Source organism: Mesorhizobium sp. LMG 17147 (assembly GCF_024297145.1).
Taxonomy (GTDB): domain Bacteria; phylum Pseudomonadota; class Alphaproteobacteria; order Rhizobiales; family Rhizobiaceae; genus Mesorhizobium.
Window position 1 is genome coordinate 291,499 of record NZ_JANCTC010000002.1, and the last position, 18,088, is coordinate 309,586.

An 18,088-nucleotide genomic window follows, 5' to 3' on the forward strand; every position below is an offset into this window, starting at 1 on the left:
TTGGAATATCGCCCACGCGAGCGCGCGTGGGCGATGCCTGGATAGCGAGGGAAATCAGCCTGTCTCCACGCGTCGTCTTTCCCAACAAGATCCTGCCCTACCTGCTGGTGGCGCCACAGCTCGCCATCACCCTGGTTTTCTTCTACTGGCCGGCCGGTCAGGCGCTTTACCAGTCGATGCTCAGGCAAGACCCGTTCGGGCTGAAGAGCAGGTTCGTCTGGTTTGCCAATTTCCGGAAGGTGCTGGCCGATCCGGCCTACCTCAACTCGATCAAGGTCACGGTGATGTTCTCGCTTGCGACCGCGATCGTTGCCATGGTTGTGGCCCTGCTGCTCGCGGTCATGGCCGAGAAGGCCGTGCGCGGCAAAGGCCTCTACCGCACACTGTTGATATGGCCTTATGCTGTGGCGCCCGCGATTGCCGGCATGCTGTGGCTGTTTCTGTTCAACCCTTCGATAGGCTCGTTGGCCTATTTGCTGAGAAGCCTCGGCATTGCCTGGGACCCACTGCTCAACGGCACCCACGCCATGATCCTGCTGGTGTCGGCGGCTGCCTGGAAGCAGATCAGCTACAATTTCCTGTTCTTCGTCGCCGGCCTGCAGGCGGTGCCGAAAACGCTGATTGAAGCGGCGGCCATGGACGGCGCCGGCGAAACCAAGCGCTTCTGGACCATCATCTTCCCGCTGCTTGCGCCGACAACCTTTTTCCTGCTGGTCGTCAACACCGTCTATGCCCTGTTCGACACGTTCGGCATCGTTCATGCCGTCACCGGCGGCGGGCCGGGCAAGACGACCGAGACGCTGGTCTACAAGGTCTACAATGACGGCTTCGTCAATCTGATCCTGGGCGACTCGGCGGCGCAGTCGGTCATTTTGATGGCCATCGTCATCGCGCTCACAGCGATCCAGTTCCGCTATGTGGAACGCAAAGTCCACTACGGCTGAGGGCAGCGATGATCGGCCAGTCCCCGCTCCGCACCTTCATCGCCCATGCCGTGCTCATCCTCGGCATATTGATCGTGGCTTTTCCGATCTACTACACCTTCGTTGCCTCGACGCACACGCTGCAAACGATCCTCAGGCCGCCGCTGCCGCTCTTGCCGGGCGGCCAGCTATGGAACAACTACAGTGAGGCGCTGTTCGGCGGCATCGGCCGTATCGGCGGGGTCAGCGTCGGCAGGCTGCTCCTCAACACCACGATCATGGCGCTCGGCGTTGCGGTCGGAAAGATCTTCATCTCGATCCTGTCGGCCTACGCGATCGTGTTCTTTCGCTTTCCGCTGCGCATGACCTTCTTCTGGCTGATCTTCATCACCTTGATGCTTCCAGTCGAGGTGCGCATCCTGCCGACCTACAAGGTGATGGTCGATCTCGGCATGATCGACACCTATGCCGGCCTGATCGTCCCGCTGATCGCCTCAGCCACCGCAACGCTGCTGTTTCGCCAGTTCTTCATGACCATACCGGGCGAATTGGTCGAGGCGGCGCGTGTCGACGGTGCCGGGCCATGGCGCTTCTTCTTCGATATCCTCCTGCCGCTGTCGCGGACAAACATCGCCGCGCTGTTCGTGATCCTCTTCATCTATGGCTGGACGCAGTATCTTTGGCCGCTGCTCGTCACCAACAGCAACGACATGAACACCATCGTCATCGCGCTGAGAAAGATGGTTTCCTTCGCCGACGCCGACACCCAATGGCACCTCGTGATGGTCACGGCAATGCTGGCCATCGTGCCGCCGATCCTCGTCGTGGTGATGATGCAACGCTGGTTCGTGCGCGGCCTGGTCGAATCCGAAAAGTGAGACTCTGATGGCGACCGTCGATCTGAAGGACGTGAAGAAGGTCTATCCCAGCGGCGTCGAAGCCGTGAAGGGCGTCTCCATCGCCATTCCCGACAAGGAGCTTTGCGTGCTGGTCGGCCCGTCAGGTTGCGGCAAGTCCACGCTGCTGAGGATGATCGCCGGGTTGGAGACCATTTCGGCCGGTACAATCGCCATCGACGGCAAGGTGGTCAACGCCATCGGCCCGACCGAGCGCGACATCGCCATGGTGTTCCAGAATTACGCGCTCTACCCACATATGAAGGTCTATGACAACATGGCCTATGGCCTGCGCAACCGCGGCACGCCGAAGGACGAGATCGACAGCAGGGTACGCTCGACGGCCAAGGTGCTGGAGCTTTCGGCGCTGCTCGACCGGCGCCCGCGCGAGCTTTCAGGCGGTCAGCGCCAGCGCGTCGCCATGGGTCGCGCCATCGTGCGCAACCCGAAGGTCTTCCTGTTCGACGAACCACTGTCCAACCTCGATGCGAAATTGCGCGGGCAGATGCGCATCGAGATCAAGAATCTGCAGCGCTCGCTTGGCGTCACCTCGGTTTATGTCACGCACGACCAGCTTGAGGCGATGACGCTGGCCGACATCCTCGTCGTCATGAACGCCGGACTGGTCGAGCAGACCGGCGCGCCGCTTGATGTGTACGAGAAACCGGCCTCGACCTTCGTCGCTTCGTTCATAGGCGCACCGCCGATGAATCTGCTGGCGCTCACAGGGGCCTCCCCAAGCTCGGTATTGGCCGACGGTACGGTGATTGGCTTGGTGCCTCGACAGGGCAAGGCGGTGACACTAGGCTTTCGTCCGGAGGACGCCGATATCACCTTCGCGGCAGAGGCGCCGGCCGGCGCGCTCGCGCTGCCGGCGACAGTGGAAGCGGTCGAACCGGTCGGTGCCGAAAGCTTTATCCATTGCGTGGCAGCCGGCAGCCGCATCGTGGTGCGCGTCTCAGGCCGCGCCAGCGCCAAGCCAGGCGACCGATTGCGCGTCGTGGCCAGGTCCGAAAAGCTGCATTGGTTCGATCAGACGGGCAAACGGGTCGATTGAAATCGGCCTTGCGCAAAACCGTTCAGGCAAACACATGCGCCTTGCCCGACACGGTCAGCCGCACGATCTCGCCGACCGCCGGCGCGTCCATGCCCGGCTTGCGCAGGATCAATGGCGTGTTGCCGATGGCGGCCGCGTCGGGCGGATCGGGACTGTTCAAAAGACGCACGGCGATGGTGCACATCGAGCCGGCGAATTCGGATTCCGTGACCTCGCCGAACAGCATGTCCGGCGTGCCCGACATGCCTTCACGCGAGGTTCGTTTCAGCAGCACCTGCTCGGGCCGCAGCATGATGCGGGCGATGTCGCGCCGCTCAGTGCTGTCGACGGCGATGCGGCCGAGCGGCGAGGTGGCGAAGCCATCGGCGATCCGGGCCGGCAAGACGATGGCGTCGCCGAGGAACTCGGCGATCATCCTGTCCTTCGGCCTGAAATAGAGCTCGCGCGGCGTGCCGATCTGCGAGAATTTGCCGTCGCGCATCACCGCGACCTGGCTGGCGAATGACAGCGCCTCGGCCTGATCATGGGTGACCAGGATGGTGGTGATGCCGGCGGTTTCAAGGAGCTCGGCCACGGCCTTGCGCATCGAGGCGCGCAGGCCGGTGTCGAGCGCCGAGAACGGCTCGTCGAGCAGCATCAGCCGCGGCTTCATGGCCATGGCGCGGGCGAGCGCGACGCGCTGCTGCTGGCCGCCGGAGAGTTCGTGCGGACGGCGCTTCAGGATACCTTTGTCCAGCCCGACGACATAGGCGAGCTCGGCGATGCGCTCGCCCCGCTTTTCCTCGTGACGCCCCATGCCGAAGCCGATATTGGCGGCGATGCTCAGATGCGGGAACAGAGCGCCGTCCTGCGCCACCAGCCCGATGCCGCGGCGATGCGCCGGCACGGCCGTGTCGCCGTCGGCCAGCACCTCGCCATCGAGCACGATGCGGCCCTGGTCCGGCGCCTCGAAGCCGGCGATCAGCCGCAGCAAGGTGGTCTTGCCGCAACCGGACGGCCCGACGATTGCCGTACGGCTGCCGCTGGCCACGCTGAGGTCGACGCCGGCAAGTGCTGCGACGGGCCCGTAGTGCTTGTGGATGCCGCTCAGCTCGAGAAAGCTCATCGCCCGGCCATCCGCTTCGACTGGACGTAGAGCAGCCAGGTCAAAGGCAGCGACATCGCCACCATGATCAGGGCATAAGGCGCTGCCGACGCATAGTCGATCTCGCCGCTATAGGACCAGAACGCCATGGCCAGAGTGCGGGTACCGTTGGGCGCCAGCATCTGGGTTGCGGTCAATTCGTTCATGATGCCCAGCGCGACCAACGCCATGCCGGCTGCGGCGCCCGGCGCCGACAGGCGGATGGTCGTCGACCACAGCGCCTTGAGCGGCGACCGGCCGAGGCTGCAGGCGGCGCGTTCGAGCTCGACCGGCGCCTGTGCGATCGACGCCCTGAGGCTAATCAGGGCGCGCGGCAGGAACATCAGCGCATAGGCAACCAGGATAGTGAACAGGGTCTGGTAGAGCGGCATGGCGATACGCACGGCGATGGTGACCAGCGCCAGGGCGATGACAACGCCTGGCAACGCGCCGACGATGTAGTTGCAGGCCTCCAGGACGCGTTGCAGCCTTCCCGGCGCGCGGATCGAGATCCACGCCATCGGCATTGCCGCGATGGTGGCGAGCAGCGCCCCGGCAATCGCCAGGAACAGCGTTTGGCCAAGCGCCAGGCCGATCTCGTCGAGCCGCCAGACATCGGCGCCGCCGGCCATGAGCCAGCGGCCGATGGTGGCGAACGGCACGCCGAGCGCCAGTAGCGTGGTAATGGCAGGCAGCAGCAGGCAAGGAATGGTGGCGCGCCCAAGGCTCGTGCGCTGCTGCTGGCGCGCAGCACCCGAACCGACGCGGGCATAGCGCTCTTCGCCGCGCACCAGCACCTCCAGCCCGAGCAGCACAAGGCAGCAGGTCACCAGCACGCCGGCCAGCATGTTGGCGGCGGGACCGTTGAAGGTCGACTGAAACTGGTCGACGATCGCGGTGGTGAAGGTGTCGAAGCGGATGAAAACGTAAAGGCCGTATTCGGCCAGGAGGTGCAGGCCGACCAGCAGCGAGCCGCCGCAAATGGCGAGTCGGAGCTGCGGCAGCACGACACGCCGAAACACGCGCCATGGGCCAAGCCCGAGGGCCGCTGCTGCATCTTCGAGAGCGGGATCGAGCCGGCGCAAAGCTGCCGCTATCGGCAGATAGAGGAACGGGAAATAAGCGATGACCGATACAAGCACGCCGGCCCACAGGCCGTGCAGTCTGGGCGCCATGGTGATCCAGGCGTAACTGTGGACGAAGGCGGGAATGGCGAGCGGCGCCACCGACAACCAGGCCCATAGGCGGGCCCCCGGCAGATCGCTGCGCTCGGTGAGCCAGGCCAGCGCCACCGACAGCACGATCGAAATCGGCACGGTCAGCACCACCAGCAGACTGGTGTTGACCAGAAGTTCGCCGACGCGCGGCCTGAACACCAGCGCCGCCACGGTTTCCCAGCCAGTCTGCACCGCCACCCAGACGATGAAGGCAAGTGGCAGCAGCGCGAAAAGCGAGACAAAGACGGCAGCCAGCGCAATCCATGAGACCGACCAACGACGTGCCCGCACGGCCGTGGTATCGGCTGGCAAGCCTGAAGGTGCGAGATCGATCGCCGACTGCATCAGATCAGACGTTGTGCCGTTTCCGCCCGAAGGCGGAAACAATCGTCGGCGAATGCGGCGAGCAGCTTGTGGTCATGGACAAATGCCATCTTGAAAACAGAGCGCTCCCGCGGAAAGCGAATTCCCACAGGAGCGCAGTCGGTTGCCCTTTTAGGACGAACGCCGGCTAAAGCAAGCCGGCCGCCCTCATCAGGTCGGTCACCTTTTTCGAGTTCAGCGTCGTCGGGTCGACTTTCGGCGCCTGCAGATCGGCCAGCGGCACCAGCTTCGGATTGGACTCGGCGCCCTTGCCGACTGCGTATTCAAACGAATCGCCTGTCTTCAGCACGTCCTGGCCGCCCTTGCCGGTGACCCATTTCAGGAAAGCCTGTGCTTCCTTCGGGTGCCTGCTCGAGGCCAGCACGCCACCGCCGGAAACCGAGACGAAAGCACCGGGATCCTGATGCTTGAAATAGTGCAGCTCGACGTTCTTGCTGTTCTCGCCGGTCTTGGCCTGATCGCCGTAATAGTAATAGTGATAGATCACGCCGCCTTCGACCTCGCCGGCATTGACCGCCTTCATCACCGTGCTGTTGCCCTTATAGCCGGTAAAATTCTCCTTCATCGCCTTTAGCCATTCGGCCGTCGCTGCCTCACCCTTGAGCTGCAAAAGCGCGCTGACGATCGCCTGGAAATCGGCGCCGGAGGGCGAAGCGGCCCAACGGCCCTTCCAGCTCGGATCGGCGAGATCGAGAAGCGATTTGGGCAGCTGGTCGGCGGCCAGCTTGGTCTTGTTGTAGGCAAAGACCGTGCTGCGCGCGGCGACGCCGACCCATTTGCCGCTCGCCGGCTGGTACTCCTGCGGAACCTGGGCCAGCGTCTCGGTGTCGACCGGTGCGAACAGGCCGGCCGCCTCGACTAATGCCATGGCCGGCGAATTCTCCGTCAGGAATACATCGGCGGGCGAAGCGGTGCCTTCCGCAACGATCTGATTGGAGAAATCGCTGTCGCCGCCATTGCGGACGGTAACCTTGATGCCGGTTTCCTTGGTGAATCCCTCCGCCCAGGCTTTGGTCAGGTTTTCGTGCTGGGCGTTGTAGACGACGATGCCCTCGTCCTCTGCTATTGCCGGGCCGGCGATCAGGCTGATTGCAAGTGCTGTCGCACCGGCAAGGGCGGAAAGAGCATATTTCATGGCGTCGTCCTCGATTTCGATGGTCATTGGCTTGGCACGCTGCACCTACCAATACATGACTAGCGCAGTCAACATTGCTGGCCCACTCAATTGCTCAAAAGGCCAAACTTTCGTGATGCTCAGCTAATTTGCCTTGGACATTATTTCGCCGGCCCCGTAACAAATCAGCGCCGAGACGCGAATATCGGGGAGTGAACTCTTGTGAGCGGCAAGGACGAAGCCGAGCTTTCACGGCTGCTGCGGGCCGCGATCGCCGGAGACGAAAGGGCCTATGCCGACTTTCTGCACCGGATCGCCGCGCTCGTTCGTGGCTTTGCCCGGCGCAAGATCGTGCAGGGTGGGGTGGATCCCGAGGATGTCGTGCAGGAAACCTTGCTGGCCATTCATGTGAAACGACACACCTGGCGCGATAATGCGCCGGTGCTGCCTTGGGTCTATGCAATAGCCCGCTTCAAGCTGATCGACGCGTTCCGGCGGCGCGGCCGGCGGATCGAGGTCGAGATCGACGAAATCGCCGAGACCTTTGCCGAGCCGGAATCGGAGACGGTGAGCGAGCGCGACGTCAACCGGGCGCTCGACAGCCTGTCGCCGGCACAGCGTTCCGTCGTCTCGGCCGTATCGGTCGAAGGCCGTTCGATCGGCGAGACGGCGGCAAAATTCGGCATCAGCGAGACGGCTGTGCGGGTGTCACTGCACCGCGGGCTTGCCGCCATTGCCAAACGGTTCGGGGCGAGGCGGGAATAAAAATGAGGACCGAAGATCTCATCAAGGCGCTCGACGCCGATGCCCGCAGCAAGGCGCTGCCGCTAGGCGCCGCCTGGTGGCTTGCCGCCGGTGCGGCCATGGTGATCGCGGCCGCGGTTTTCTGGCTGACGATCGGCCCGCGCCCCGACATTGCAATCGCCATGCACACGATGCGGTTCCTGTCCAAATTCGTCTTCACGATCGCTCTTTCGGCCAGCGCCTTTGCCCTGGTGCATGCGCTGTCGACCCCCGGTGCATCGACCCGCCGAGCGGCAAGCTGGATGATCGCCGCCCCGCTGCTGGTGATTGTGGCCGTGATTCTCGAACTCTTCGCCGTGCCTGCGTCCGACTGGGGCACACGCCTGGTCGGGACGAACATGGTCATCTGCCTGACCTTCATTCCGTTGATCGGGATCGGCCCGCTTGCCGTCTTTCTCGCGGTCCTGCGCCATGGCGCGCCGACAAGGCCGGTGCTTGCCGGTGCGGCCGCGGGCCTGCTTGCCGGCGGGCTGGCGGCGACCTTCTATGCGGCGCATTGCTTCGACGATTCGCCGCTTTTCGTCGGCACCTGGTATACGATCGCGGTCGCCATCCTTGCCGTGCTCGGGGCGCTCGGCGGACGACTTTTTGTGCGCTGGTAGCGATAAGAATCAGCGTGTCGGAACGGGATGCTCGCCGCGATAGTCGTAAAAGCCGCGCCCGGTCTTGCGTCCGAGCCAGCCGGCCTCGACATATTTGACCAGCAGCGGGCAGGGGCGGTATTTCGAATCCGACAGTCCGTCATGCAGCACCTGCATGATCGACAGGCAGGTGTCGAGCCCGATGAAATCGGCAAGCTGCAGCGGCCCCATCGGATGGTTGGCGCCGAGCTTCATGGCGGTATCGATGGCGTCGACCGAGCCGACACCTTCATAGAGCGTGTAGATCGCCTCGTTGATCATCGGCAGCAGGATGCGGTTGACGATAAAGGCCGGGAAATCCTCCGAGACGGTGATCGTCTTGTCGAGCTGCTTCACATAGGTTTTTGCCGCCTCGAAGGTCTGGTCCTCGGTGGCGATGCCGCGCACCAGTTCGACCAGCTTCATCACCGGAACCGGATTCATGAAATGTATGCCGATGAAGCGTTCCGGCCGGTCGGTCTGCGAAGCCAGCCGTGTGATCGAGATCGATGACGTGTTCGTCGCCAGGATGGCCTCGGGGTTGAGCTGCGGGCAGAGCTGGGCATAGATCTTGCGCTTGACCGTCTCGTCCTCGGTCGCTGCTTCGATCACCAGATCGGCCCCCGCAAGGTCGGCCATGGCCGGTGCCGCCGAAATGCGCGCCATCGCCTCATTGCGCAGCTTTTCCTCCAGTTTGCCGGAGCCGACCTGACGGGCCATGTTGCCGCTGATCGTAGCGATGCCCTTTTCGATGCGGTCGGGCGAAATATCGTAAACCAGCACCTTATAGCCCGCCAGCGCCGACACATGGGCGATGCCGCCGCCCATCTGGCCCGCGCCGATGATGCCGATCGTCTCGATCTTGCTCATTACCCGATCCCGTCGAGGCCTTTGCGGCCCGTTTTTTGTGCAGTGCAAACTAAAAGGGCGGGGCGACTTCGTCTACCCCACCCCTCGGAATTTAATACGCTTTGGCAGAAGGCGTCAAAGCGCCTTTTGCAGTTCCGGCAGAATGACGAAGAGATCGCCGACGAGACCGTAGTCGGCGACCTGGAAGATCGGCGCCTCCTCGTCCTTGTTGATGGCAACGATCACCTTCGAATCCTTCATGCCAGCAAGGTGCTGGATGGCACCGGAGATGCCGACGGCAATATAAAGGTCGGGCGCTACCACCTTGCCGGTCTGGCCGACCTGCCAGTCGTTCGGCGCATAGCCGGCATCGACGGCGGCGCGAGATGCGCCAACCGCCGCACCGAGCTTGTCGGCGACCGGCAGGATGACCTCCTGGAACTTCTCGGAGGAGCCCAGCGCGCGGCCACCCGAGATGATGATCTTGGCCGAGGTCAGCTCTGGACGGTCGGTCTCGGAGAGCTTGTTCTCGACAAAGCTCGACAGGCCGGGATTGGCCGCCGCCTGAACCATCTCGACCGGCGCGGAACCACCCTCGGGTGCGGCCTGGAAGGAAGCGGTGCGCACCGTGATGACCTTCTTGGCGTCACTCGACTGCACCGTCTGGATGGCGTTGCCGGCATAGATCGGCCGCTTGAAGGTGTCGGGCGACAAGACTTCGATGATTTCCGATATCTGGGCGACATCGAGCAGCGCCGCCACGCGGGGCGCGACGTTCTTGCCCGACGAGGTCGCCGGCGCGATGATCGTCTCGTATGGCTCAGCAAGCGAAACGACGAGTGCCGCCAGCGGTTCGGCGAGACGCTCGGTCAGTTCGTCAGCGTCGGCGAGCAGCACCTTGGTAACGCCCTTGAGCTTGGCGGCTGCGTCCGCTGCCGGCTTGGCATCTTTGCCGGCAACCAGCACATGCACGTCCGAACCGATCTGCAGCGCCGCCGAAAGCGCCTTGGCGGTCTGGTCGGAAAGCGCAGCGTTGTCGTGTTCGGCAATCAGAAGAATAGCCATGATGTTTTCCTGACTTTCGTCTTCGAGGCTCCTGAAATCCGGTCAGGCCGAGTCGAAAACGGTTGGTTTCGAGAACCGGAGCGGAGCGTACTTCAGTACGTGGGCACCGGAAGCGGAGACACCGGCCGTTTGCCGGCCGGCCTCATCGGAATTCCTTAGAGCACGCCGGCTTCGTTCTTCAGCTTGTCGACCAGTTCGGCGACGGTCTTGACCTTGACGCCCGCCTTGCGGCCGCCCGGCTCCTCGGTTTTGATCACCTTCAGCCGCGGCTTGACGTCGGCGCCGTAGTCGGCAGGGCTCTTCTCGTCGAGCGGCTTCTTCTTGGCCTTCATGATGTTGGGCAGCGACGCGTAGCGTGGCTGGTTCAGCCGCAAATCCGCCGTGACGATTGCCGGCATCTTCAGTTCCAGCGTCTGCAGGCCGCCATCGACCTCGCGCGTCACCATGGCCTTGTCACCGTCGAGCACGATCTTGGAGGCGAAGGTGCCCTGCGCCCAGCCGAGAAGTGCGGCCAGCATCTGGCCGGTCTGGTTGGAATCGTCGTCGATCGCCTGCTTGCCGAGAATGACAAGGCCGGGCTGTTCTGCCTCGACGACGCCCTTCAGCACCTTGGCGACGCCCAGCGGCTCAGTCTGCTCGTCGGTCTTGACCAGGATGGCGCGGTCGGCGCCCATGGCGAGCGCCGTGCGCAAGGTCTCCTGTGCCTGCTGCGGCCCGATCGACACGACGATGATCTCTTCGGCCTTACCAGCTTCCTTCAGCCGGATCGCCTCTTCCACCGCGATCTCGTCGAACGGGTTCATCGCCATCTTGACGTTGGCGAGTTCCACCGCCGAACCGTCCGCTTTCACCCGGACCTTGACGTTCGCATCCACAACCCGCTTCACGGGCACAAGGATCTTCATTTGCCTGTCACCTCTTTCACGATAGTCTCTCACGCGCGTCGGACGCGCTATAGCAGCGTGCACCTCTTCAGAGTTGTCGAAAGCCGACATTCCGGACGGAATTCTGGTCTTCGCCACGCCAGTAGGGTGGCGCTTCCGTAGTTGCGGCGACCCCGCGCGTCAATATCCGGCGCACTCGGATCCTCGGCGAAGCACTCAAATCAGTTCAGTCCGGACCGGAAACGCTTCCCCGGCCCCAGCGCGGCGCCTGCTGCGCAGGTTGCGGTTCGCTTGGCGCCGGCTCTACGGCAACGGGCACATGGCCGGCGACCACCACAGTCTCTTCATCCGCAGCGGCGAGCAGCGGCACGCCGCGGCTGCGCAAGACAAGCACCAGCACGGCTCCGGCGATGATGCCGCCGATATGGCAGGCCCAGGAGACCTGATCCTCGCCTCCCTGGGCAAACATGAAGATCTGGAACAGGATCCACAGGATGAGCGGGATGAAAGCCGGGATACGCAACGGGATGCGGGCGAAGGCCAGCACCCACACCTTCACGCGCGGATAAAGGATCAGATAGGCAGCGACGACACCGGCGATGGCGCCCGACGCGCCGATCAGCGGCACTTGCGAATCCCAGGCCACCAGACCCTGGAAGAAAGCGCCGGCAATGGCGCAAAGCAGGTAGAAGATGAGGTAGCGGATGTGGCCGAGTGCATCCTCGACATTGTCGCCGAATACCCACAGGAAAAGCATGTTGCCGCCGAGGTGGAAGATATCCGCGTGCAGGAAGGAATAAGTCAGGTAGCTCAGGCTCTCGGGAATGACGACGAATTGCGGAGCGAGCTCGACGCTGTCATGCACGACCGACGGGATGAAGCCGAGGCCCAGCACCGCGGCGTTGGAGAAGTCCTCACCGCCAAGCGTGGTGACAAGGTAGATCAACACATTGAGCGCGATTAGGCCGATGGTCACATATTGCAGCTTGATGTGCCGCAGCCTGTTGGTGTCGTAAAGCGGGATGAACATCGGGTCCCCAGCTCGGCGGATTTCAGCGGTTCTTGCCAGGAACCCATAGCACGTCGGCGTTTCCGTTGTCATTGACCGCGCGCGCGGCAACGAACAGGAAGTCCGAGACGCGGTTGATGTACCTTATTGCCTCGCGGTTGACGGGCTCGTTTGGGTCTTGCGACAGCGCCACCATGATGCGCTCGGCGCGGCGCGCGACCGTGCGGGCGAGGTGAAGGGCGGCAGCGGCCGGCGTGCCGCCATTGAGCACGAAGGATTTGAGCGGCTGCAGATTTTTGTTGAGGAGGTCGATGTCCTGTTCGACGCGGTCGGTCTGCGAGGCTACGATGCGCAGCGGCTCGTAGTCCAGCGGCTTGCCATTATCGGGAACTGCCAGATCGGCGCCGAGATCGAAAAGATCGTTCTGGATGCGGCCGAGCATCGCATCGATCGCCGGATTTACTGCCGCTGTATGGATGCGGGCCATGCCGATGCAGGCATTGGCCTCGTCGACCGTGCCGTAGGCGTCGATGCGAAGGTCGGATTTCAGCCGCCGCTCGCCGGAGCCGAGACCGGTGGTGCCGTCGTCGCCAGTGCGGGTGTAGATCTTGTTGAGCTTGACCAAGGGGTACCTCCCGGCTGGTGCTGCGTCACTTACGGGTGAAATACACCGCCAGCATGATCAGCACCAAGGCCACGAACTGCAAGAGCACGCGCGTCTGCATCAGCTTGTTGGAGGTCATGCTGGAGCCGCCGCGCATCATGTTGATGAGGCCGCGGATCAGCACGATCACCACTGCGACCATGACAAGAACGGCGAGGATGTTGAAGACGGTTGCCATGATGTGTTCCAGATGAATTGCGTTCAGGCGCGTTTGGCGAGCAGACGGTAGAGTGCAGATGCCGGCAGGATGCGTTTAAGGATCGCGCCGATCCTGGCCGGCACTGTTACCACATAATGCGGGCGCGGGCGCCGCGACAGAAGCGCATGGTGCAAGGCGGCATAAACCACCTCCGGCCCGGGCTTCAGCCGCGATGTGCTGCCGCCGGCCCGCAGGCGTTTGAGTTGCGCCGCATAGGCGAGGCGATGAACGGAATTCTCGTGATCGATATTCGCCAGGAACCATGCGAGGCTGTTGCTGGCGATCTTCGATTTTACCGGCCCCGGCTCGATCAGCGAAACATGGATGCCGCTACCCCGGAGTTCTTGATAGAGGGACAGCATCAGCCCTTCGATAGCGTGCTTCGATGCCGAGTAGGCGCCGCGAAAAGGCACCGGCGCGAGGCCGAGGATCGACGAGCAATGAACGAGACGACCATGGCCCTGGCGGCGCATCACCGGTACGACGCGGCGAGTGAGATCATGCCAGCCAAAGACATTGGCCTCGAACTGCTGCCGTAAAGCCTCGACCGGCAGGTCCTCGACGGCGCCGGGCTGTCCGTACGCGCCATTGTTGAAGAGCGCATCGAGCCGGCCGCCGGTCCGTTCCAGCACCGACGCCACCAGCGCCTCGATCGATCCAGGCTCGGTGTAGTCCAGATAAAAGGCCTCGATGCCGTCGGCCTCGAGCGCTGCGATATCTTCGGGCTTTCGGGCCGTTGCGAACACCCGCCAGCCTTCCTTCTTAAGAGCATGGGCGCAATAGGCGCCTATACCGGAAGAGGCACCTGTGACAATGATGGTGCGCAACTCTTTTCCGGGAGGAATGGTGGTTTGACCTAGGGTTGTCATTTACTGCAAACCCTTCCCATATTCGCGGCGTCCGGACAATCGAAGGGAACGCGGTTCTTGTTGCGGAAGATCGTAGCCCTTAAACGCGTCCTCTACGACGCGCTCGGCCATTTCAACACCGACGACGGCTGGGCAATGGCCAGCCATCTGGCGATCACCGCGCTGATGGCGCTTTTTCCTTTCCTGATCTTCGCTACGACGCTGGCGAGTTTTTTCGGCGCGCAGGCCTTCGCCGACACCGCCGTGCACCTTGTGTTCGACACATGGCCCGAGCAGATCGCCAAACCGATCGCGCGCGAAGTGCTCAACGTGCTTACCGTTAGGCGCAGCGACCTGTTGACGTACGGTATCGTGCTTGCCGGATACTTCGCCTCGAACGGCATCGAGGCGCTGCGGACTTCGCTCAACCGTGCCTATCGTGTCTCGGAAACGCGGGGCATCATCTACCGGCGGGTGCAGAGCATCATCTTCGTGCTGATCGCGACGGCGGGGTTTTTGGCGATCAGCGTGCTGCTGGTCTTCGCGCCGTTGCTGGCACGGCTGGCCGAGTCGCATTTCGAATGGATAAAGCCCTACATGGGCACGATCACGCTGTGGCGTTACGTCATCGCCTCGGTCGTCATCATCGGCGGCCTGTTCGCCGTGCATTTCTGGTTGCCGGCCGGCAAGCGCCGCTTCGTCTCCATCGTGCCGGGCATCATCTTCACACTGATCGGCTGGCTTATCGGGTCGACCATCTTCGCCGCCTATCTCGATCATTTCTCGTCCTATGTGACGACCTATGCCGGCCTCGCCTCGATCATGATCGCCGTCGTATTCCTCTATATCGTCTCGGCGATCTTCATCCTCGGTGGCGAGCTCAACGCCGCGATCAGCCGCTATTTAGAGGCGCGTGCGAGAGTCGGCTGAGTTAAGCATGATCTTTTCCGAAAACCGGTTCCCACTTTTTGGGATCATGCTTTTGGCGGCTGAGCGGTCGCCAGCCCGACGCCGAGCGTCGCGATTGCCATGCCGGCGATCTGGAGCGGGCTCAACTGCTCACCGAACAATGCCCAGGCGATGACCGCGGTGACGGCCGGCACGAGGTAAAACAGCGAGGCGACCTTCGACATCTCGCCGTCGCGGATCATCACCATCAACAGGAAGATGGCGCCGATCGACAGCACCAGCACGAGCCAGGCCATGGCGAAAATCAGTTCGCCGTTGACGATGACCGTTCGGGTCTCGAAGGCGAACGAGGCCAGAGCCATCACCGATGCGCCGCCGACATATTGCCAGAACGTGGCAGCCACCAGATCGCCGCCGGAGGCGAAACGCTTCTGCCAGATCGTGCCCGCACTCATGCCGAGTACGGAGACCAGCGAGGCGCCCAGTGTTTCGGCCGTCACCCCGCCGCCGAGCGCGCCGAGCTTCGGCCAGAGCACGATTACCACGCCGATCAACCCTAGACCGAGACCGGCCCAGTGGCGCGGCAGGATGGCCTCGCCCAGAAGCCGGCCGGCGAGCACTGCCGTGATCAGCGGCTGCAGGCCGACGATCAGGGCTGAAAGCCCAGCGGGCATGCCCCGGTGGATGGCCCAGAACACGCCGCCGAGATAGACCCCATGCATCAGGATGCCGGCGCCGGTCGCGTGCAGCGCCTCATCACGGGTGGCGCGGCTCGAACCTAATGCGGCCATCAAAGCGACAAGCAGGATTGCGGCCAGGACAAAGCGCGCGGCCAGGAAAGTAAAGGGCTCCGCCCACGGCATGGCATAGCGCGCGCCGATGAAGCCGGTCGCCCACAGGACGACGAAAGAGGCGGGGATGAACCGCTTGAGGCTGTGCATTTTCAGGAGGCCGCGGTGAATTCGGGTGAGGGATCGACTGCGGCGACTGCTTAATGCCGTTCGGGCCGGCAAGCAAAACCAAACGGTTGATCCATAGAGTCATTTGAATTGAAGGAGCGCCATTGATGGCCGTCAGCTCGCCGGTCTAGCTAGAGACCGACCAGCCGCCTAACATCGTCGGGCGAGGCGCCCGCCGCACGCTGGGCGGCAAGGCTGGTATCGCCAAGACTCTTCGACAGTTTTCGTCCGTCCGGGCCGAGGATCAGGCGATGGTGAAAATAGGCCGGCTGCGGCAGGCCAAGCAACTGCTGAAGCAGCCGCTGCACACTGGTCGCGGAATAAAGGTCCTGGCCGCGCACGACATGGCTGACGCCCTGCAGTGCGTCATCCACGGTGACGGCGAGATGATAGCTGGTCGGGATTTCGCGGCGCGCCACGACCACGTCGCCCCAATCCTGCGGATGGGCTTCGACACGACGCGTCGCGGAGAGCGTCTCGTCCGTGTATTCGGCCCATGACAGGTCCTTGCCGGCGCGCCCTATTGCCGCATCGACGTTCAACCGCCAGGCAAATGGCACATTTTCGGCGATGCGCCGTTTGCGTTCGCTCGCCGGCAGCGCCTTGTCGGCGGCGGGATAGAGCGGCACGCCGTCCGGGTCGCGCGGCCAGTCGCGGCCGCGCTTTTGGCTGTCGGCGATGAAGGCGCGGATATCACTTCTGCTCATGAAGGCCGGATAGACAAGCTCCGCCTCGATCAGCCGTTCGAGCATAGCCCGATATTCGGCAAAATGCTCGGACTGGCGGCGCACCGGTTCCTCCCAGCCAAGCCCCAGCCATTTCAGGTCGCGAAAAATGCCTGCTTCGAATTCCGGCGTGCAGCGCGTCGTGTCGATGTCCTCGATGCGCAGCAGCAGGCGTCCGCCCGCCGCCTTTGCCAATTTCTGATTGAGCAGCGCCGAATAGGCATGGCCGAGATGCAGTTCGCCGTTCGGGCTCGGCGCGAAGCGGAATGTCAGCAGTGTCATTGTCCGGCGGGCAATCGGGTTGTGCGGCGCTTTCGCCAATTGCTACTTTGCGCCGGCGGCGTCGTGCGTCCAGAGGGACACGTGACGAAACGTGCGGCACTTTTGATTTTGGAACAAGCAGACATGCAACGCATCGCCAGCCTCGACGACATTGCGCAAGGGCTGGATAGGCTATGCTTGCTCGACCCACGCCTGGAAAAAGTGCGCGGCATGGCCGGCGAGGTGCCGCTCAGGCTGTCGGAGCCGGGGTTCAGGAGCCTTGCTTCCATCGTCGTTTCGCAACAAGTGTCCCGCGCGAGCGCCGATGCCATCTTCGGCCGCCTGACGGAACTGCTCGATCCGCTGACGCCGCAGGCGATCCTTGCCGCCGATGAGGCGATCTTTCGCAACGCGGGGCTGTCGCGGCCAAAGCAGCGCGGCCTGATTGCCGTCGCCCAGGCGGTGGCCGACGGGCTCGACCTCGATCACCTCTGCCGGCTCGATGCAAGCGAGGCTATCGCGGCCATGACCAGAGTGCCGGGCATCGGCCCGTGGACGGCTGAAGTCTACCTTTTGTTTGCCGCCGGACACCCGGATATCTTTCCGGCGCGCGACGTTGCTTTGCAGAGCGCGGTCGGCCATGCGCTCGGCATCGACCCGCGTCCGCCGGAGAAAATGCTAATCCGGCTTGCCGAATCATGGAGCCCGTGGCGCGGTGTCGCATCGCGGCTTTTCTGGGCTTATTATCGCGAATTGAAGGGCAGGGATGCCGCGCCTCCGGCCTGAATCAGCAAAAAAGCATTGAAATCATGCGTTTTTGAGACCCGGCATGATCGACAATCCGCTTCACATCCCTGTCATGTCGGGCTTACAGTATCCGCGTCGACCGGTTCTAGGGTGAAGGAGGTCAACGACGTGACGGTTGCCGTATCTCCGGATGGGCTTCCAGCGCTGGTGCTGAATGCGGATTACCGTCCGCTCAGCTATTACCCCTTGTCGCTCTGGTCCTGGCAGGATGCCATCAAGGCGGTGTTCCTCGAGAGGGTGAACATCGTCGCCGAATACGAACACGCCGTCTCTTCGCCGACCTTTTCGATGAAGCTGCCGAGTGTCGTCAGCCTGAAGGCTTACGTAAAGCCGTCGAGGCATCCGGCGTTTACCCGTTTCAACGTCTTCCTGCGCGACCGTTTCCAGTGCCAATATTGCGGCACGCCGGACGATCTGACGTTCGACCATGTCATTCCGCGCCATCGCGGCGGCGCCACGACGTGGGAGAATGTCGTCGCTGCCTGCTCGCCCTGCAATCTGCGGAAGGGCGGCATGATGCCGGCCCACGCCAAGATGTGGCCGCTGCAGAAGCCCTACCAGCCGACGGTGCATGATTTGCATAATAACGGCCGGCTGTTCCCGCCCAACCATCTGCACCAAAGCTGGATGGATTATCTGTACTGGGATGTCGAACTCGAACCATAGAGTTCGGCAGAAATCCGCCATGCCGGTCGCCTGACGCAGCTTTCTGCGCTTCCGGCCTTCGCCGGCCGAAGCATTCATGAGCGGTCGTGGCGTGGTAGTTAAGGC

At 63.0% G+C, this 18,088-nt stretch carries 20 protein-coding genes; 8 read left to right on the forward strand and 12 right to left on the reverse strand.

Features of this window, described 5'->3' with window-relative positions:
• Positions 1–59: 59 nt before the first annotated feature.
• From ugpA to ugpC, 3 genes are read left to right on the forward strand one after another with little or no spacing between them, the layout of a single operon-like run.
• Positions 60–944 (forward strand): sn-glycerol-3-phosphate ABC transporter permease UgpA, encoded by an 885-nt coding sequence (gene ugpA / locus NMG46_RS05305; RefSeq protein ID WP_254817067.1) that lies wholly within the window; start codon positions 60–62, stop codon positions 942–944.
• Between the two features lie 8 nt (positions 945–952).
• Complete coding sequence (gene ugpE, locus NMG46_RS05310; RefSeq protein WP_254816666.1) at positions 953–1,801, forward strand: sn-glycerol-3-phosphate ABC transporter permease UgpE; 849 nt, start codon at positions 953–955, stop codon at positions 1,799–1,801.
• 7 nt (positions 1,802–1,808) lie between these two features.
• Positions 1,809–2,876, forward strand: a complete 1,068-nt coding sequence (gene ugpC / locus NMG46_RS05315) for a sn-glycerol-3-phosphate ABC transporter ATP-binding protein UgpC (RefSeq protein WP_254816667.1) — start codon at positions 1,809–1,811, stop codon at positions 2,874–2,876.
• Between the two features lie 22 nt (positions 2,877–2,898).
• Here ugpC and NMG46_RS05320 read toward each other — a convergent pair whose 3' ends face one another.
• The 3 genes from NMG46_RS05320 to NMG46_RS05330 all read right to left on the reverse strand — a co-directional run bounded on the left by NMG46_RS05320 (position 2,899) and on the right by NMG46_RS05330 (position 6,735).
• Complete coding sequence (locus tag NMG46_RS05320) at positions 2,899–3,981, reverse strand: ABC transporter ATP-binding protein (RefSeq protein ID WP_254816668.1); 1,083 nt, start codon at positions 3,979–3,981, stop codon at positions 2,899–2,901.
• A complete protein-coding gene (locus NMG46_RS05325; RefSeq protein WP_254816669.1) occupies positions 3,978–5,561 on the reverse strand; it encodes an iron ABC transporter permease in 1,584 nt (527 codons plus the stop codon). Before NMG46_RS05325 ends, NMG46_RS05320 begins: the two co-directional genes overlap by 4 nt.
• 166 nt (positions 5,562–5,727) lie before the next feature.
• On the reverse strand, positions 5,728–6,735 hold the full coding sequence (locus tag NMG46_RS05330) for an iron ABC transporter substrate-binding protein (protein WP_254817068.1): 1,008 nt from the start codon (positions 6,733–6,735) through the stop codon (positions 5,728–5,730).
• Positions 6,736–6,936: 201 nt separating this feature from the next.
• Between NMG46_RS05330 and NMG46_RS05335 the strand changes: the two genes are divergently transcribed.
• Positions 6,937–7,479 carry a sigma-70 family RNA polymerase sigma factor gene (locus tag NMG46_RS05335; RefSeq protein WP_254816670.1) on the forward strand — a complete coding sequence of 181 codons (543 nt, stop codon included), beginning with the start codon at positions 6,937–6,939 and terminating at the stop codon, positions 7,477–7,479.
• A gap of 2 nt (positions 7,480–7,481) precedes the next feature.
• Positions 7,482–8,120 (forward strand): NrsF family protein, encoded by a 639-nt coding sequence (locus NMG46_RS05340; protein WP_254816671.1) that lies wholly within the window; start codon positions 7,482–7,484, stop codon positions 8,118–8,120.
• 9 nt (positions 8,121–8,129) lie between these two features.
• On the opposite strand, the gene NMG46_RS05345 is transcribed toward NMG46_RS05340, so the two are convergent.
• The 7 genes from NMG46_RS05345 to NMG46_RS05375 form a co-directional block, all read right to left on the reverse strand.
• On the reverse strand, positions 8,130–9,008 hold the full coding sequence (locus NMG46_RS05345) for a 3-hydroxybutyryl-CoA dehydrogenase (protein ID WP_023677945.1): 879 nt from the start codon (positions 9,006–9,008) through the stop codon (positions 8,130–8,132).
• A gap of 114 nt (positions 9,009–9,122) precedes the next feature.
• Positions 9,123–10,052 (reverse strand): electron transfer flavoprotein subunit alpha/FixB family protein, encoded by a 930-nt coding sequence (locus NMG46_RS05350; protein WP_254816672.1) that lies wholly within the window; start codon positions 10,050–10,052, stop codon positions 9,123–9,125.
• 155 nt (positions 10,053–10,207) lie between these two features.
• A complete protein-coding gene (locus NMG46_RS05355) occupies positions 10,208–10,957 on the reverse strand; it encodes an electron transfer flavoprotein subunit beta/FixA family protein (RefSeq protein ID WP_254816673.1) in 750 nt (249 codons plus the stop codon).
• Between the two features lie 205 nt (positions 10,958–11,162).
• Positions 11,163–11,966: a rhomboid family intramembrane serine protease gene (locus NMG46_RS05360; protein ID WP_254816674.1), complete on the reverse strand. Its 804-nt coding sequence runs from the start codon at positions 11,964–11,966 to the stop codon at positions 11,163–11,165.
• A gap of 22 nt (positions 11,967–11,988) precedes the next feature.
• Positions 11,989–12,570: a cob(I)yrinic acid a,c-diamide adenosyltransferase gene (locus NMG46_RS05365; protein WP_254816675.1), complete on the reverse strand. Its 582-nt coding sequence runs from the start codon at positions 12,568–12,570 to the stop codon at positions 11,989–11,991.
• A gap of 25 nt (positions 12,571–12,595) precedes the next feature.
• Positions 12,596–12,787 carry a twin transmembrane helix small protein gene (locus NMG46_RS05370; RefSeq protein ID WP_023677950.1) on the reverse strand — a complete coding sequence of 64 codons (192 nt, stop codon included), beginning with the start codon at positions 12,785–12,787 and terminating at the stop codon, positions 12,596–12,598.
• Between the two features lie 23 nt (positions 12,788–12,810).
• On the reverse strand, positions 12,811–13,677 hold the full coding sequence (locus NMG46_RS05375; protein WP_254816676.1) for an SDR family oxidoreductase: 867 nt from the start codon (positions 13,675–13,677) through the stop codon (positions 12,811–12,813).
• A gap of 57 nt (positions 13,678–13,734) precedes the next feature.
• Between NMG46_RS05375 and NMG46_RS05380 the strand changes: the two genes are divergently transcribed.
• Entirely contained in the window at positions 13,735–14,586 is an 852-nt protein-coding gene (locus tag NMG46_RS05380) for a YihY/virulence factor BrkB family protein (protein WP_254816677.1), read from the forward strand.
• Between the two features lie 44 nt (positions 14,587–14,630).
• On the opposite strand, the gene NMG46_RS05385 is transcribed toward NMG46_RS05380, so the two are convergent.
• Complete coding sequence (locus NMG46_RS05385; RefSeq protein WP_254816678.1) at positions 14,631–15,506, reverse strand: DMT family transporter; 876 nt, start codon at positions 15,504–15,506, stop codon at positions 14,631–14,633.
• A 149-nt stretch (positions 15,507–15,655) separates the two neighbouring features.
• Positions 15,656–16,531: a tRNA glutamyl-Q(34) synthetase GluQRS gene (gene gluQRS / locus NMG46_RS05390; RefSeq protein ID WP_254816679.1), complete on the reverse strand. Its 876-nt coding sequence runs from the start codon at positions 16,529–16,531 to the stop codon at positions 15,656–15,658.
• 123 nt (positions 16,532–16,654) lie between these two features.
• Between gluQRS and NMG46_RS05395 the strand changes: the two genes are divergently transcribed.
• Together NMG46_RS05395 and NMG46_RS05400 are read left to right on the forward strand one after the other, a co-directional pair.
• On the forward strand, positions 16,655–17,296 hold the full coding sequence (locus tag NMG46_RS05395; RefSeq protein WP_254816680.1) for a DNA-3-methyladenine glycosylase: 642 nt from the start codon (positions 16,655–16,657) through the stop codon (positions 17,294–17,296).
• A gap of 129 nt (positions 17,297–17,425) precedes the next feature.
• Positions 17,426–17,983: an HNH endonuclease gene (locus tag NMG46_RS05400; protein ID WP_254816681.1), complete on the forward strand. Its 558-nt coding sequence runs from the start codon at positions 17,426–17,428 to the stop codon at positions 17,981–17,983.
• Positions 17,984–18,088 lie beyond the last annotated feature (105 nt).

Coding starts and splice junctions, on each gene's coding strand:
- ugpE (WP_254816666.1), top strand. CDS start 953: ATGATCGGCCAGTCCCCGCTCCGCACCTTCATCGCCCATGCCGTGCTC.
- ugpC (WP_254816667.1), top strand. CDS start 1,809: ATGGCGACCGTCGATCTGAAGGACGTGAAGAAGGTCTATCCCAGCGGC.
- NMG46_RS05320 (WP_254816668.1), bottom strand. CDS start 3,981: ATGAGCTTTCTCGAGCTGAGCGGCATCCACAAGCACTACGGGCCCGTC.
- NMG46_RS05325 (WP_254816669.1), bottom strand. CDS start 5,561: ATGCAGTCGGCGATCGATCTCGCACCTTCAGGCTTGCCAGCCGATACC.
- NMG46_RS05330 (WP_254817068.1), bottom strand. CDS start 6,735: ATGAAATATGCTCTTTCCGCCCTTGCCGGTGCGACAGCACTTGCAATC.
- NMG46_RS05340 (WP_254816671.1), top strand. CDS start 7,482: ATGAGGACCGAAGATCTCATCAAGGCGCTCGACGCCGATGCCCGCAGC.
- NMG46_RS05345 (WP_023677945.1), bottom strand. CDS start 9,008: ATGAGCAAGATCGAGACGATCGGCATCATCGGCGCGGGCCAGATGGGC.
- NMG46_RS05350 (WP_254816672.1), bottom strand. CDS start 10,052: ATGGCTATTCTTCTGATTGCCGAACACGACAACGCTGCGCTTTCCGAC.
- NMG46_RS05355 (WP_254816673.1), bottom strand. CDS start 10,957: ATGAAGATCCTTGTGCCCGTGAAGCGGGTTGTGGATGCGAACGTCAAG.
- NMG46_RS05360 (WP_254816674.1), bottom strand. CDS start 11,966: ATGTTCATCCCGCTTTACGACACCAACAGGCTGCGGCACATCAAGCTG.
- NMG46_RS05370 (WP_023677950.1), bottom strand. CDS start 12,787: ATGGCAACCGTCTTCAACATCCTCGCCGTTCTTGTCATGGTCGCAGTG.
- NMG46_RS05375 (WP_254816676.1), bottom strand. CDS start 13,677: ATGACAACCCTAGGTCAAACCACCATTCCTCCCGGAAAAGAGTTGCGC.
- NMG46_RS05385 (WP_254816678.1), bottom strand. CDS start 15,506: ATGCACAGCCTCAAGCGGTTCATCCCCGCCTCTTTCGTCGTCCTGTGG.
- gluQRS (WP_254816679.1), bottom strand. CDS start 16,531: ATGACACTGCTGACATTCCGCTTCGCGCCGAGCCCGAACGGCGAACTG.
- NMG46_RS05395 (WP_254816680.1), top strand. CDS start 16,655: ATGCAACGCATCGCCAGCCTCGACGACATTGCGCAAGGGCTGGATAGG.